Here is a 13,883-nt window from a genome sequence, read left to right as displayed (position 1 = left end):
TTGGTATTGATCTAATGAAAATATGTGACGCCAAGCGGGGCCGATCGGTGCAGCCGCCGCGGCGGTCGCTGCCGGTCCAGCATGGTCCTGAGCCTCGTGCCAGGGACAGCCTCGCCGGCCATCGCGGTTCCGCCGCGAGCGATCGGCGATCTGGAAGCCGAGAAATCGCCGATTTCAGCGCCTGGATTCGTACTGTCGATCAAAACGGGACGACACGCGTTGCAGCGCTCGATTTGTTTCGCCCGCGCGACACGCCTGTCCGCAGGGATGATGCGGATCCGGGGCTTCCCCGAGCAGCCGCATCGTCTGCGACTGAGATCAGGGAAGGGCGTCACGCCGCACAGCCGAGATGCCGGCGGCGGATCTCCGCTGTGCGCCTTTGCAGACCCGACGCCTCATGGTTGTATGAGGCGTGCGGCAGCATCTGCAGACCGGTGGCGATGCCCGGTCGCCGGCACGGCAGGGGAGGAGCCGCCATGGCCGCCGAGACCGAGGTCGCGAAGAACGACGTAGCCAAGAACGACGTCGCCAAGAACACGATCTGCCTCTGGTACGACACGGGGGCCGAGGCGGCCGCCCGCTTCTACGTCGCGACCTTTCCGGACAGCACCATGGGCGCGGTTCACCGGGCGCCGGCGGATTACCCGTCGGGCAAGGCGGGAGACGTGCTGACGGTCGCCTTCACGGTGGCCGGCATCCCCTGCATCGGCCTGAACGGCGGCCCCGTCTTCCGGCACAGCGAAGCCTTCTCGTTCCAGATCGCCACCGACGATCAGGCGGAGACGGACCGGCTCTGGAACGCCATCGTCGACAATGGCGGGCAGGCGAGCGCCTGCGGCTGGTGCAAGGATCGCTGGGGCATCGCGTGGCAGATCACGCCGCGCGTGCTCACCGCCGCGCTGGCGGCCGGCGGCGCGGAGGCAAAACGCGCGTTCACCGCGATGATGACCATGGGTAAGATCGATGTCGCCGCGATCGAGGCGGCCCGGCGCGGATGACGCCCCGTCGGATTCGAACCTGATCACGCATGACCGAGTCCCCATCCGCCGCGGCCCACGCCCGCACCATCCTGGCCGCGCACGAGCATCGCCGTCCGATCGCGCCGCTGACCGGCTGGGATCCGACCCTCGACCTGCCGGCGGCCTATCGGGTGGCCGAGGCGATCCGGGCCCTGCGCGCGGAACGCGGCGAGCGGACGGTCGGCTACAAGATCGGCTTCACCAACACGACCCTGTGGGAACGGTACGGCGTCCGGGCGCCGATCTGGGGGCATGTCTACGACACGACCGTACGCGACCGGGCCGCGCTGTCGGGACCGGTGCCCCTCGCGGCCTTCGTCGAGCCCCGGATCGAGCCGGAGATCGTGTTCGGGCTGGCACGCGCGCCGGAGCCCGGCATGGATGCGGAGGCGCTGATTGCATGCCTCGACTGGGCCGCGAGCGGCTTCGAGATCGTGCAATCGCTCTATCCGGGCTGGCGCTTCACAGCGCCCGACACCGTCGCGGCCTTCGGACTGCACGGGATGCTGGTGGTGGGCGAGCGGGTGCCGATTCCGGCGGGCGCGCGGCGCGCCTGGATCGGCGACCTCGCGAACTTCACCGTCGACCTGCTGCGGGACGAGGCCGTCGCAGACCGGGGCGGCGGTCGCAGCGTCCTCGGGACGGGGCCCCTTGCCGCCCTCGCGCACCTTGTCGATGCGCTGGCTAACGATCCGGCGGCTCCGCCGCTCGCGGCCGGCACGATCGTCACCACAGGCACGCTGACGGATGCGCTTCCGGTCGCCTCCGGTCAGCTCTGGCGCACGCGGCTCGACGGGCTCCGGCTTCCCGGCATCGACCTTGCCCTGATCTGAAACGTCCCGCGCGTGTTAACGTGCCGGGATAATGCGGTTTCCCGGACCGGCTCCAGGACTCAGGCATTGGTGATGCTTAGCCGACATGCCAAATGCTGAACCATGCCTGGACGCCTGCGGCGACGCTACACGACCTTCCTCGTCTCCGTCACCGCGCAGGGCTCCGGCCCGTCATCCGGCGCGACGGTCTACGCGGTGATGAAGCCCAGTGCCGAGGATGCGCTGGAGGCCGTCCGCGGCCTGGCCGACCCGTCGGCCACCCTTGCCATCGTGGGCAGCCTGTCTACCCGGATCGCCAAGGCCCTCAAGCTGAAGCCCGACGAGCCGCGGCTGGTCTGAGCCGCTCGGCTCAATCCACCGCGAGCCGGTAGCCGACGCCCCGCACGGTCTGCAGGAAGACCGGGTTGGCGGGATCGACCTCCGTCTTGCGGCGCAGGCGGTTGATCTGGACGTCGACGGTGCGCTCCGCCGCGGCCCCGCCGGGACCGGCGAGCTGCTCGCGCTCGACATTGGCGCCGCCTGCCACGGCCAGGATCGTCAGGATCTCGCGCTCGCGCTCGGTGATGCGGATCAGCTCGTCGTCCCGGCGCAGCTCGCCCCGGTCGACCCGGAATGCGAACGGCCCGAAGGTCACCGCCTCGACGGCCGCGGCGCCGGGCCGCACGCTGCGCTTGATGATGTTGTTGAGCCTCAGGGTCAGCTCGCGGGGCTCGAAGGGCTTCGGCAGGTAATCGTCGGCGCCGATCTCCAGGCCCATCACCCGGTCGTTCGGGTTGGAGCGGGCGGTGAGCATCAGGATCGGCACCCGCGAGGTCTCGCGCACGCTGCGGGCGTAGTCGAAGCCGTTCTCGCCGGGCATCATCACGTCGAGTACCATGGCGTCGAACACGACGCTCTGGGCCCGGGCCCGCGCCTCCGCGGCGCTCGCCGCCGCGGTGACCCGGAAGCCCTGATCGGTGAGGTAGCGGGCCAGCAGCTCGCGCAGGCGGCGATCGTCGTCGACCACGAGGACGTGCGGCGCCTCGTCGGGCAGATCGGCCCGGGCAGCATGGCTCACGCGCGCTCCTCCCCGCCCCCACGCCGCGCCATCAGGCGCTGGACCGCCGGACGGTCCTCCGGCTCGATCATCGCCATCAGGAAATCCTCCGGGGAGCCCCGGGCATCCGGCGCCGCGAGCGCCCGGGCAAGGCGCCGGGCCTGGACCCGCGTGAGGTCGGCCGCGAGGCCGGCGCCGGCCTCGGTGCAGTACAGGAGGCGCTGGCGCCGGTCGCTGGAACCGGGCTTCTGGGCGATGTAGCCCTGCCCGATCAGGTCCTTGAGCACCCGGTTCAGGCTCTGCTTGGTGATGCGCAGAATGTCGAGGAGTTCGGCGATGGTCAGGCCCGGGTAGCGATCGACGAAGTGCAGCACCCGGTGGTGGGCCCGGCCGAAGCCGTAGGCGGCCAGGATCCGGTCGGGATCGCCCACGAAATCCCGATAGGCGAAGAACAGGAGTTCGATCAGGTCGTCACTGCCGAGGGCGGCCGGCGCGGCGCCCGGGACGGGTTTCGCCGCGAAGATCGCCTCGTGCGGGGCTGTCCGTGTCACGGCGCGGCCGCTCCCAACGGTGATAGGTCAGTCCCCGTGACGTTTCTCAAGGCGGCTCCGGCCCGTCAACCCTGGCCGGTCCGGCCGGGGCGTCGACCGCCGGTGATCCGTAAGCGGGATCGAGCGGGATTGCCGGCGGCCCGACCCCTCCGCTACGCAGGATCATCGAGCGACGGGAGCGGACGCGCATGGCCGAGGCAGCTGAACCGGGAGCAAGCCGCCTCTGGATCCGCGATCCGCGCGCCATCCTGGCCGGGGGCGCCGGGGGCGGGATCGTCGTGGCGGGCACCCGGATCGTCGAGTGCGTCGCGGCGGGCGCGAAGCCCGCCGGGCCCGTGGACGAGACCTTCGACGCGTCGCGCCACGTGGTCATCCCGGGGCTGATCAACACCCATCACCATGCCTTCCAGACGCTGACCCGCGCCCATCCGGCGGCGATCAACAAGCCGCTCTTCCCCTGGCTGAAGGCGCTCTACACGGTCTGGGGACGGATCACCCCGGAGGCGTTCCGGCTCGCCACCCGGGTGGCTCTCACCGAGCTGCTCCTCTCGGGCTGCACCACGGCGGGCGACCACCACTACCTGTTCCCCAAGGGGCTGGAAGAGTCGGTGGATATCCAGGTCGCGGAGGCCCGCGACCTCGGGATCCGGGCGGCGATCACCCGCGGCTCCATGAGCCTGTCGGATCGGGAGGGCGGGCTGCCGCCCGAGAGCCTGACGCAGGACGACGACACGATCCTCGCCGATTGCGAGCGGGTGCTGAACCTGTTCCACGATCCCGCCCCCGGCGCGACGGTGCAGATCGGCCTCGCCCCCTGCTCGCCCTTCGCGGTGACCCAGCGCCTGATGCGCGAGAGCGCGGAGCTGGCCGCCCGCCACGGGTGCCGCCTGCACACCCATCTCGGCGAGACGCTGGACGAGGATTCCTACTGTCAGTTGATGTTCGGCTGCCGGCCGGTGGATTACCTGGAGGAGGTCGGCTGGCTGAACGATCGGGTCTGGCTGGCGCACGGTATCCACTTCAACGATGCCGAGGTGGCCCGGCTCGGCAAGGCGGGCGTCGGCATCTGCCACTGCCCGACCTCGAACATGACCCTGGCCTCGGGCCGCTGCCGCACCTGCGAGCTGGAGGCGGCTGGCTCGCCGGTGGGGCTCGGGGTCGACGGCTCGGCCTCGAACGACAGCTCGAACCTGATGGAGGGCGTGCGCCACGCCCTGATGATCAACCGGCTGACCTACGGGGCGGAGGCCGTGACCCATCGCGACGTGCTCCGCTGGGCCACCGAGGGCTCGGCGGCGTGCCTGGGCCGCTCCGATATCGGCCGGATCGAACCGGGCCGCGAGGCGGATCTCGCCCTGTTCACCCTGGAGGAGCTGCGCTTCTCCGGCGCCCACGACCCGCTGGCCGCGCTCGTCCTGTGCGGTGCCACCAGGGCCGACCGGGTGATGGTGGCGGGACGCTGGCGGGTGATCGACGGCCAGCCGCTCGGGGTCGATACGGGGATGCTGCGCGAGGCGCATTCCCGTCTGGCGGTGGATCTGTTCGGAGGAGCGTAGAGAGCTGAGTTCTGCAGGGTGACGGTGAGCCTGACCCGACCCGTCCCGCCCTCGCGAGCGCAGCGATTCAGGGCAGCGGGACATCCGCGAGCGTGGCGTCCCTGGATTTCTTCGCTGCGCTCGCAGAGACGACAGGGCGGCATTCGAAAGCGGTCGCCGAACGGAGGACGCAGTCCCAGGGACGGCGTCCTCCCGTCCGACCCCAACCTGGGCGCCCGTCGCACCGCACGCGCGACGGGCTTGAACATCATGATCCGGTAAGGGCGTGCCAGCGCGACAATTCTCAGAACAGCCCGTCGATCTGCCCGTTGGCGTCGAGGCGGATCGTGTCGGCGGCGGGCACCCGGGGCAAGCCCGGCATGGTCATGATCTCCCCGCAGATCGCCACCACGAAGCCGGCGCCGGCCGAGAGCCGGACGTCGCGCACGCCGACGATATGGCCCTCCGGCGCACCCATCAGGCTCGGATCCGTGGAGAACGAGTATTGGGTCTTGGCCATGCAGATCGGCAGGTGGCCGTAGCCGTCCTTCTCGAACGTGGCGAGCTTGCCCGCCGCCTTCGTCTCGATCTGGATGTCGGCAGCCCCGTAGAGCTTGGTGGCGATCGCCCGGATCTTGTCGGTGAGCGGCGCCTCGGTCTCATAGGCGTGGTGGATCGGCGCCGGCTCGGCCTCGGCGAGCTTCACCACCGCGCGGGCCAGCTCCTCGGCGCCGGCGCCGCCCTCCGCCCAGTGGCGGCAGGTGATCGCCTCGACGTCGAGCCGCTCGCGGCACAGCTCCTTGAGCCGGGCATGCTCGGCATCGGTATCGGCGTGGAAATGGTTGACGCCGACCACCACCGGTAGGCCGAAGCCGCGGAGGTTGGTGACGTGCCGGGCCAGATTCGCGAACCCCTTCTCCAGGGCGTCGATGTTCTCGCCCCCGAGATTCTTCTTGTCGACGCCGCCATGCATCTTGAGGGCGCGGATGGTCGCCACCACCACGACCGCCGAGGGGCTCAGCCCCGCCTGCCGGCACTTGATGTCGAGGAACTTCTCGGCGCCGAGATCGGCACCGAAGCCGGCCTCCGTGACCGTGTAGTCGGCGAGCCGCAGGCCGGCCCGGGTGGCGATCACCGAGTTGCAGCCATGGGCGATGTTGGCGAAGGGGCCGCCGTGGATCAGCGCCGGGTTGCCCTCCAGCGTCTGCACGAGGTTCGGCTGCAGGGCGTCCTTGAGCAGCACCGTCATGGCGCCGGTCGCCTTCACGTCCTTGAGGGTGACGAGCTTGCGGTCGCGGGTCTCGGCGATGACGATCCGGCCGAGGCGCTCCTCCAGGTCGGCGAGGTCCTTGGCGAGGCAGAACACCGCCATCACCTCGGAGGCCACGGTGATGTCGAACCCGTCCTCGCGCGGGAAGCCGTTGGCGACGCCGCCGAGCGATTGGGTGATCTGGCGCAGCGCCCGGTCGTTCATGTCGACGACGCGGCGCCAGTGGATGCGGCGGACGTCGATGTTGAGCTCGTTCGCCCAGTAGACGTGGTTGTCGATCAGCGCGGCCGCGAGGCTGTGGGCCGCCGTGATGGCGTGGAAGTCGCCGGTGAAGTGCAGGTTGATCTGCTCCATCGGCACGACCTGCGCCTTGCCGCCCCCGGCCGCGCCGCCCTTCATGCCGAAGCACGGCCCGAGCGAGGGCTCGCGCAGGCAGATCATGGTCTTCGCGCCGATGCGATTCAGCGCGTCGCCCAGGCCCACCGTGGTGGTGGTCTTGCCCTCGCCCGCGGGCGTCGGCGAGATCGCGGTGACCAGCACGAGCTTGCCGGGCTTCCGGCTCTCCAGCCCGGCGATGTAGCCGTGGTCGATCTTGGCGATGTGCTTGCCGTAATTGTGGAGCGCGTCATCCGGGATGCCGAGTTTCTCGGCGACCTGCGCGATCGGCTTCAGGGTCGCGGCACGGGCGATCTCGATGTCTGACGGCATGGGCCTTCCTCCCTGACTCGCGGGCACGATGCCCGCCCGCCGGCTCTTGCCGTGCGAAACTCTTGCCGTGCGGGCTGCGGCGCGGCCGCCCGCGAACGGCTGCGCACTGTGCGTCAAAGCCCGCGAAAATGCGCGTCGATTTTTATGAGCTGGCCGACAAAATACTCTTGTCGCTCCGGAGAGGGACCCACTCTGCGCCGAAGCTCGAACCCGCCACCGTCCTTGCGAGCGGAGCGAAGCAATCCAGCTGCGCCACGCTCATTGAGGTCGCCCTGACCTGGGTCACGTCGCTGCGCTCGCGATGGCAGGGTGCCACGTGGAAGCCGGCTCAGCCCCCCGATTTCTTGGCCTTGTCGGCGGAGCCCGGCGCCTCGTGCGGCTGAGGGGCACCCTTGGGCAATTCCGGATTCTCGGCGTTGTGCGGGGCGGCGACCGGGGCCGGCACGGTCTCGGCGGTGGCGGTGGGCTTCTCGATGTCGGGCAGCCCGTCCTTCAGCTTCGCGTTGATCTGCGCGAGGTCGTCCGGCTCGGGGTTCAGGTCCTTGGCGTGCTGCCACTGGAACTTGCCCTCGAGGCGGCGGCCCGAGCGCCAGTAGGCGTCGCCCAGGTGGTCGTTGATGGTCGGATCCCCGGGCTTCAGCTCGACCGCCTTCTCCAGCTCGCGCACCGCATCGTCCCAGCGGCCGAGGCGGTAATAGGCCCAGCCGAGGCTGTCGACGATCATGCCGTCCCGGGGGCTCGCGTCGGCAGCCTGCTGCAGCAGCTTGAATGCCTCGTCGATGTTGGTGTTCTGGTCGACCCAGGAATAGCCGAGATAGTTCATGACCTGCGCCTTGGCGGCCGGCTGGCTGGCCGGCACCAGCGACAGGGCCTTCTTCAGGTCGGCCTCGGCCTTCGGCCACTGCTTGGCGCGCTCGTAGGCCGTGCCGCGGAAGTAATAGGTCGTCCAGTAATTGGATTGCGGCCGGTCGCCGATCAGCCCGATGGCGCGGGTGTAGGTGGCCGCCGCCTCCTCGTATTTCTTGCGCGCGCGTTGCACGTTGCCCAGCGCCGTGATCACGTCGATGTCGTCCGGATGGGCCTTCATCGCCGCGTCGAGATGGGCCAGGGCCTCGTCGCCCTTGCCCATCTGCTCCAGGTTCAGCCCGATCTGGATGTCGGCGTTGAGCTTGAGCGGCGAACTGGCCGGGATCTGCGCGTAGGCCTCGTTGGCGCGCTCGGGCTGCTTCATCCGGTCCAGCGTGTCGGCGAGGGTCAGCCGGGCGAGCGCATGGTCGGGGGCGAGATAGAGCGCCAGCCGCAGGTAGATCACCGCGGGCAACTCGTCGCCCTGCGTCGAGCCGGCGGAGCCGAGCCCGTACAGCACCTCGGCGGCGCCTTCCTGGGCGGTGCCGATCAGGCGGGTCAGCGGCTTGCCCTCCTTGAGCTTGTCGAGGGCGTCGCGCACCAGCGGATGGCGGGGCGAGAGCTGGTCGAAGTCGGAATAGGCCTGGATCGCCAGGTCGGTGCGGCCGAGGCTCGCCTCCATCCGGGCATAGGCGTCGACGATGCGCAGGGTGTTGCGGTCGGCCTCGTAGGCCGCCTTGAGGCGTCGCTCGGCCTCGGCATTGTCGCCGGTCACCGACGCGATCAGGCCGGCATGGTAGTCGCGGAAGGTGTTGTAGTAGCGCTCGCCGCGGAGCTTGTTGACCGTCTCCAGCGCCTTCTTGCCGTCGCCCGCCCCCGCGTAGGACCAGGCGGTGAGCAGCGTCGCGGTGAGATCGGTGGCGGCGCCCCGGCCGCTGCGGGAAAAGTTCTGGCGGGCGGCGGCCCACTGGCCGGCCTTGATCTGGCGCACCCCGAGGGAGAGGTTGGCGAGGCCGTTGGTCGGATCGCGGGCGATCAACTTCTCGGCGGTGCGGAACGCGTCCGGCAGGGCGCCGTCGGCGAGCAGCGAGATGAAGGCGCGCTCGACCAGCTCGGCGTTGCGCGGGTCGGCCTTGACGGCCTCGCGGTAGAAGGTCGCCGCCGCCGCCGTGTCCCGGGACGCGCCCGCGATGTAGGCGGAGAGGAAGTTGCCTTCGAGCGAATCCGCGGGCTCGTAGTCGAGCACCGGGGTCGATTCCTTCGGCTGCGCGGCCAGCACGGTCTGCGGGAGCCCGGCGGCGAGCAGCAGGGCGAGCGCCGAAACGCTCCGGCGGGCGCGTGTCATCATCATGAACCGATCGCGGCTCCTGGGCGCCGGCCCGTCAGGGGCCGGGCGCGAGAATGGCGGGGCATCCCCGAAAAAACGCTGGGGACACTGAACCCATCCCGCCAGCCCCGCAAGGCGAAAGGATGGCGCGAAGCGGACGACCGGGTCGGCTGCCCTACCGTCATCGCTCCGCTGCGCTCACGAAGACGGCGCGTCCCGGCTCTTAAGCCGAGACCGGTCCTCACATGTTCGGGTAGTTCGGCCCGCCCGGCCCCTCCGGCGTCACCCAGTCGATGTTCTGGTTCGGATCCTTGATGTCGCAGGTCTTGCAGTGGACGCAGTTCTGGGCGTTGATCTGGTAGCGCACGCCGTCGCTGACGGACGCGTCCTCCACCCACTCGTAGACGCCCGCCGGGCAGTAGCGCCCCGAGGGTCCGCCGTAGACGTCGTGCTCGGAGCGCTTCTGCAGCTCCAGGTCGCGGACCTTGAGGTGGGGCGGCTGGTCCTCCTCGTGGTTGGTGTTCGACAGGTAGACCGAGGAGAGCCGGTCGAAGGTCAGCTTGCCATCGGGCTTCGGGTAGACGATCGGCGTCACCTCGGAGAGCGGCTTGAGGCAGGCGTGATCCGGCTTGCCGTGCTTGAGCGTGCCGAACGGCGAGGCGCCGAGGATGCTGGTCGCCCACATGTCGATGCCGCCGAGCCCGACGCCGACCAGCGTACCGTATTTCGACCAGAGCGGCTTGACGTTGCGCACGGCCTTCAGGTCCTGCCCGATCGGGCTGTCGCGCCAGCCGGCTTCGTAGGCAATGAGCTCATCGCCGGCGCGGCCCGCCTTCAATGCGTCCGCGATGGCGTCGGCCGCCTGCATGCCGGAGAGCACCGCGTTGTGCGAGCCCTTGATCCGCGGCACGTTGACGAACCCCGCCGAGCAGCCGACCAGGCAGCCGCCGGGGAAGACCAGCTTCGGCACCGATTGCCAGCCGCCCTCCATGATGGCGCGCGCGCCGTAGCCGATGCGCTTGGCGCCCTCGAAGGTCTCGGCGATCAGCGGGTGGGTCTTGAAGCGCTGGAACTCCTCGAACGGCGACAGGGTCGGATTCTCGTAGTTCAGGTGCGTGACGAAGCCGACCGAGAGCAGGTTGTCGTCGAAATGGTAGAGCCAGGAGCCGCCGCCGGCCTTGTTGGGCAGCGGCCAGCCCATCGTGTGGCGCACGAGCCCCGGCTCGAACTTGCCGGGCGCGAGCTGCCAGAGCTCCTTCACGCCGAGTCCGTATTTGAAGTGATCGCTGTGCCGGTTGAGGGCGAAGCGCTGGATCAGCCCCTTGGTCAGGTTGCCCCGGGCGCCCTCGCCGAACACGGTGTACTTGGCGCGCAGCTCCATGCCGCGGGTGTAATCCTCGCGGGGCTCGCCGGACTTGCCGATCCCGAGATCGCCCGTGGCGATGCCCGCCACGGCGCCGTCGCCGTCGAACAGCACCTCGGAGGCCGGGAAGCCCGGGTAGATCTCGACGCCGAGCGCCTCGGCCTGGGCGCCGAGATACTTGCAGACGTTCGAGAGCGAGCCGACGAAGTTGCCGTGGTTCGACATGAGCTTGGGGAAGAACAGGTTCGGCAGGGTGATGCCGCTGTTCTTGGTGAGCATCATGAACTCGTCGCGCTGAACTTCCGTCTTGAGCGGGCGCTCCGGATCCTGGCGCCATTCGGGCAGGAGCCGGTCGAGACCGATCGGGTCGATCACCGCACCCGACAGGATGTGGGCGCCGACCTCCGAGCCCTTCTCGACGACGACGACCGAGATCTCCTCGCCGATCTCGGCGGCGCGCTGCTTCAGGCGGATCGCGGTGGCGAGGCCGGCCGGGCCGGCGCCCACCACGACCACGTCAAAATCCATGCTCTCGCGTTCGGGCAGCGCCATCCTCAGCCTCCTTTTCTTGTTCCGGTTCTTCTTCCAGCACCCGCTTCGTCGACGGGCCGGCCTTCCCGATGCCGTCTCAAGCGATTCCAAGCTAGAAAGGCAAGTTGCCGACGCCCAGGGTTATGGCAAAGTTCCCTTTGCCGCACGGCTCGGTTTCACGGGACGAGCCATGCGGGTCATCCCGCCCTCATCCCGAGGTGCCGGAGCGCAGCGGAGGCCTCGAAGGAGGGCTCCAGGGATCTCGGGGTCCGCTGGAGACCTCCTTCGAGGCCCGCTGACGCGGTCACCTCAGGATGAGGGGGTGGGTCGGACGATGGATGTCCCCGCGCCGTGGGCACCGCGCTGTTCGGTCACGCAAGTCCTTGGTGGCGGGCCGCTTTCGAGAGTTGTCCACAGGCCTCGGCCGCCCCACATGCTTGATCCCATGCCGAGCCCCACCGACGCGCAAGCCGACCTGATCGCCTATCTCGACTTCCACGTGGAGGCCGGGGCCGACGCGGCGCTCGACGAGCAGCCGCACGACCGCTTCGGCGAGACGGATTCGCCGGCGCCGACCCTGCGCGTCGCGCGCCGGCCCGCCGTTCAGGCCGATGCGACCGCCAACACGCTCGTTCCGCCGCCCGGATCGCCGCCCGCAGGATCGCCGCCGGCCGCGCCGTCGCGCACCTTCGGCCGCGCCGCCAGCGCCCAGCCCGACGAGGCCGCGAGCGACGCCCGCGCCCGGGCGCGCCAGGCCAAGACGCTCGACGAGCTGGAACAGATCCTGGCCGAGTTCGACGCTTGCCCGCTGCGCTTCACCGCCAAGAACCTCGTCTTCGCCGACGGCAATCCGGAGGCGCGGGTGATGTTTCTCGGCGAGGCGCCCGGCGCCGACGAGGACCGGATCGGCAAGCCGTTCATGGGCCGCTCGGGCCAGCTCCTCGACAAGATGATGAAGGCGGTCGGGCTCGACCGGTCGAGCGCCTATATCGGCAACATCGTGCCCTGGCGGCCGCCGGGCAACCGCAACCCGACCCCCCAGGAGGTGGCGGTGTGCCGGCCCTTCGTCGAGCGCCAGATCGAGCTGGTCGACCCCGACATCATCGTCTGCCTCGGCGCACCCGCGACCCAGACGCTCACCGGCAGCAAGGATGGCATCCTGCGCACCCGCGGCCGGCTGTTCCCATACAGGCTGCCGAACCGCGAGGTGAAGCTGCTGGCAACGCTCCACCCGGCCTTCCTGCTGCGCCAGCCCGTGCAGAAGCGCCTGGCGTGGCGGGATTTCCGCGCCCTGCGGTCGTTGCTGGACGGGAAAGCTTGACCGCGCGGGCGGAACCGGGTCTCCCCTCCCGCCATTAGAGCTTCGTTCCCGCTGCTGGTGCGCCATCGGCCGGACAGAACGACGCATAGCCAATCCCAGCCTGCCCGAGGCGGCCGGCGCAGAATCGATGGCGGGACCCAACCATGCGCTGGGAAGATCTACGCAGCTCCGACAATGTCGAGGATCGCCGCGGCGAAGGCGGTGGTGGCGGCGGCGGCATGGGCTTCCCCGGCGGCGGCGCCGGCGGCCTCGGCATCGGCACGATCGTGGTGCTGCTGATCATCAGCTATTTCACCGGCATCAACCCGGCGATCCTGATCGGCGGCGCCGAGCGGATCGGCGGCGGCCGCGCTCAGCAGGAACAGCCCGCGGACCCGCAGACGCAGGCGAAGCGGCGGCAGGCGCCGACCGACGAGAGCGGGCGGTTCGCCTCCAAGATCCTGGGCAACACCGAGGACGTGTGGAGCCAGATCCTGCCGCAACAGACCGGCAAGCAATACACCCCGACGACGCTGGTGCTCTATACCGGCGGCACCCGCTCCGGCTGCGGCTCGGCTCAGGCCGCCATGGGGCCGTTCTACTGCCCGCTCGACAAGAAGGTCTATCTGGACACGGGCTTCTTCAAGGAGATGGCCTCGAAGTTCGGCGTGAAGGGTGACTTCGCCTACGCCTATGTCATCGCCCATGAGGTCGGCCACCACGTCCAGGACGTGTTGGGCATCCTCGGCAAGGTCCAGGCCCGTCAGCAGCAGGCCTCGAGCAAGACCGAGGCGAACGCCCTGTCGGTGCGGATCGAGCTGATGGCCGATTGCCTCGCCGGCGTCTGGGCCAAGAACTCCAACGACAAGTATGCCGAGCTCGATCAGGGCGACATCGACGAGGCGCTGAACGCCGCCGCCCAGATCGGCGACGACGCCCTCCAGCAGCGCTCGCGCGGGTACGTGGTGCCGGATTCTTTCACGCACGGTTCCTCAGCCCAGCGCCAGCGCTGGTTCATGGCCGGCTACAAGAGCGGCCAGACCAAGGCGTGCGACACGTTCCGGACGGCGAACAACTGAGGCAGAGGCGTCGCGAGCGCGCCGGCTTCCGTCCTTGCGAGCGTCCCGACGCAATCCAAGGGCGCGACGCTGATCCAGGGCGCGCTGCCCTGGGTCGCTGGCCTGCGCTCGCGGTGACGCGGCGGCCCCTCGGTTGGGGCCGCTCCCTTACCCCTGGCTCAACCGCAGCGCGTTGGCCTGGACCTTCCGCCGGTAGCTGCGGATCACCTTGCCGTTCGAAGCCCCCGTGGCCAGCATCATGGCCGCCTCGCCGGCGGCCAGCATCTTCTCGGTCACCATGAGCTGCGCCTCGGCCTGGGCCGCTGGGCCGCCCAGGGCGAACATCGCCATGCGCTGGGCGATCACGCCCTGAGCCTCCAGGCCGAGCATGGCCATATCCATCCCCGTCATCCACCAACCGAACAGCATCGCATTCCTCGTGTTGCGCGGGGTAACGGCCGAGCCTCGGCTTCGGCTCCCCGGGTCTGGCTTCGCCTGCACGCAGC

The 13,883-nt window shown here is 69.8% G+C and carries 12 protein-coding genes; 6 read left to right on the top strand and 6 right to left on the bottom strand.

Going from position 1 to position 13,883, the window contains the following annotated elements; genetic code table 11:
- The first annotated feature begins 476 nt into the window (after nt 1-476).
- The 3 genes from CIW48_RS25830 to CIW48_RS25820 all read left to right on the top strand — a co-directional run bounded on the left by CIW48_RS25830 (nt 477) and on the right by CIW48_RS25820 (nt 2,191).
- Nucleotides 477-998 (top strand): VOC family protein, encoded by a 522-nt coding sequence (locus tag CIW48_RS25830; protein WP_149313306.1) that lies wholly within the window; start codon nt 477-479, stop codon nt 996-998.
- 29 nt (nt 999-1,027) lie between these two features.
- Nucleotides 1,028-1,852: a hydratase gene (locus CIW48_RS25825; RefSeq protein WP_149313305.1), complete on the top strand. Its 825-nt coding sequence runs from the start codon at nt 1,028-1,030 to the stop codon at nt 1,850-1,852.
- A gap of 102 nt (nt 1,853-1,954) precedes the next feature.
- Nucleotides 1,955-2,191, top strand: coding sequence for a hypothetical protein (locus CIW48_RS25820; protein WP_149313304.1), 237 nt, complete (start codon nt 1,955-1,957; stop codon nt 2,189-2,191).
- 10 nt (nt 2,192-2,201) lie between these two features.
- On the opposite strand, the gene CIW48_RS25815 is transcribed toward CIW48_RS25820, so the two are convergent.
- Together CIW48_RS25815 and CIW48_RS25810 are read right to left on the bottom strand one after the other, a co-directional pair.
- Nucleotides 2,202-2,909, bottom strand: coding sequence for a response regulator (locus CIW48_RS25815; protein ID WP_149313303.1), 708 nt, complete (start codon nt 2,907-2,909; stop codon nt 2,202-2,204).
- The gene (locus tag CIW48_RS25810; RefSeq protein WP_246695424.1) at nt 2,906-3,412 is read right to left on the bottom strand and encodes a MarR family transcriptional regulator; all 507 of its coding nucleotides are present in this window, start codon (nt 3,410-3,412) and stop codon (nt 2,906-2,908) included. The genes CIW48_RS25815 and CIW48_RS25810 overlap by 4 nt, the downstream gene beginning before the upstream one ends.
- A gap of 215 nt (nt 3,413-3,627) precedes the next feature.
- Between CIW48_RS25810 and CIW48_RS25805 the strand changes: the two genes are divergently transcribed.
- On the top strand, nt 3,628-4,995 hold the full coding sequence (locus CIW48_RS25805; protein WP_149313301.1) for an 8-oxoguanine deaminase: 1,368 nt from the start codon (nt 3,628-3,630) through the stop codon (nt 4,993-4,995).
- A 283-nt stretch (nt 4,996-5,278) separates the two neighbouring features.
- Here CIW48_RS25805 and CIW48_RS25800 read toward each other — a convergent pair whose 3' ends face one another.
- The 3 genes from CIW48_RS25800 to CIW48_RS25790 form a co-directional block, all read right to left on the bottom strand.
- Nucleotides 5,279-6,952: a formate--tetrahydrofolate ligase gene (locus CIW48_RS25800; protein WP_149313300.1), complete on the bottom strand. Its 1,674-nt coding sequence runs from the start codon at nt 6,950-6,952 to the stop codon at nt 5,279-5,281.
- 328 nt (nt 6,953-7,280) lie between these two features.
- Nucleotides 7,281-9,149 carry a tetratricopeptide repeat protein gene (locus CIW48_RS25795; RefSeq protein ID WP_149313299.1) on the bottom strand — a complete coding sequence of 623 codons (1,869 nt, stop codon included), beginning with the start codon at nt 9,147-9,149 and terminating at the stop codon, nt 7,281-7,283.
- A gap of 217 nt (nt 9,150-9,366) precedes the next feature.
- On the bottom strand, nt 9,367-11,040 hold the full coding sequence (locus CIW48_RS25790; protein WP_149313298.1) for an electron transfer flavoprotein-ubiquinone oxidoreductase: 1,674 nt from the start codon (nt 11,038-11,040) through the stop codon (nt 9,367-9,369).
- Nucleotides 11,041-11,452: 412 nt separating this feature from the next.
- Here CIW48_RS25790 and CIW48_RS25785 point away from each other — a divergent pair, with 412 nt between their 5' ends.
- Both CIW48_RS25785 and CIW48_RS25780 read left to right on the top strand, forming a co-directional pair.
- Complete coding sequence (locus CIW48_RS25785; protein WP_149313297.1) at nt 11,453-12,340, top strand: uracil-DNA glycosylase; 888 nt, start codon at nt 11,453-11,455, stop codon at nt 12,338-12,340.
- 143 nt (nt 12,341-12,483) lie between these two features.
- Nucleotides 12,484-13,398: a neutral zinc metallopeptidase gene (locus CIW48_RS25780; protein ID WP_149313296.1), complete on the top strand. Its 915-nt coding sequence runs from the start codon at nt 12,484-12,486 to the stop codon at nt 13,396-13,398.
- Nucleotides 13,399-13,545: 147 nt separating this feature from the next.
- On the opposite strand, the gene CIW48_RS25775 is transcribed toward CIW48_RS25780, so the two are convergent.
- Nucleotides 13,546-13,806 carry a hypothetical protein gene (locus CIW48_RS25775; RefSeq protein ID WP_149313295.1) on the bottom strand — a complete coding sequence of 87 codons (261 nt, stop codon included), beginning with the start codon at nt 13,804-13,806 and terminating at the stop codon, nt 13,546-13,548.
- Nucleotides 13,807-13,883 lie beyond the last annotated feature (77 nt).

This window comes from Methylobacterium sp. P1-11 (genome assembly GCF_008329595.1).
Taxonomy (GTDB): Bacteria; Pseudomonadota; Alphaproteobacteria; order Rhizobiales; family Beijerinckiaceae; genus Methylobacterium.
This window is presented reverse-complemented; position numbering and strand designations above follow the sequence as displayed.

Bases quoted from the DNA above. Each gene is read 5' to 3' on its own strand.
- CIW48_RS25805 (WP_149313301.1), top strand. From the start codon at position 3,628: ATGGCCGAGGCAGCTGAACCGGGAGCAAGCCGCCTCTGGATCCGCGAT.
- CIW48_RS25830 (WP_149313306.1), top strand. From the start codon at position 477: ATGGCCGCCGAGACCGAGGTCGCGAAGAACGACGTAGCCAAGAACGAC.
- CIW48_RS25800 (WP_149313300.1), bottom strand. From the start codon at position 6,952: ATGCCGTCAGACATCGAGATCGCCCGTGCCGCGACCCTGAAGCCGATC.
- CIW48_RS25795 (WP_149313299.1), bottom strand. From the start codon at position 9,149: ATGATGATGACACGCGCCCGCCGGAGCGTTTCGGCGCTCGCCCTGCTG.
- CIW48_RS25775 (WP_149313295.1), bottom strand. From the start codon at position 13,806: ATGCTGTTCGGTTGGTGGATGACGGGGATGGATATGGCCATGCTCGGC.
- CIW48_RS25780 (WP_149313296.1), top strand. From the start codon at position 12,484: ATGCGCTGGGAAGATCTACGCAGCTCCGACAATGTCGAGGATCGCCGC.
- CIW48_RS25820 (WP_149313304.1), top strand. From the start codon at position 1,955: ATGCCTGGACGCCTGCGGCGACGCTACACGACCTTCCTCGTCTCCGTC.
- CIW48_RS25785 (WP_149313297.1), top strand. From the start codon at position 11,453: ATGCTTGATCCCATGCCGAGCCCCACCGACGCGCAAGCCGACCTGATC.
- CIW48_RS25825 (WP_149313305.1), top strand. From the start codon at position 1,028: ATGACCGAGTCCCCATCCGCCGCGGCCCACGCCCGCACCATCCTGGCC.
- CIW48_RS25790 (WP_149313298.1), bottom strand. From the start codon at position 11,040: ATGGCGCTGCCCGAACGCGAGAGCATGGATTTTGACGTGGTCGTGGTG.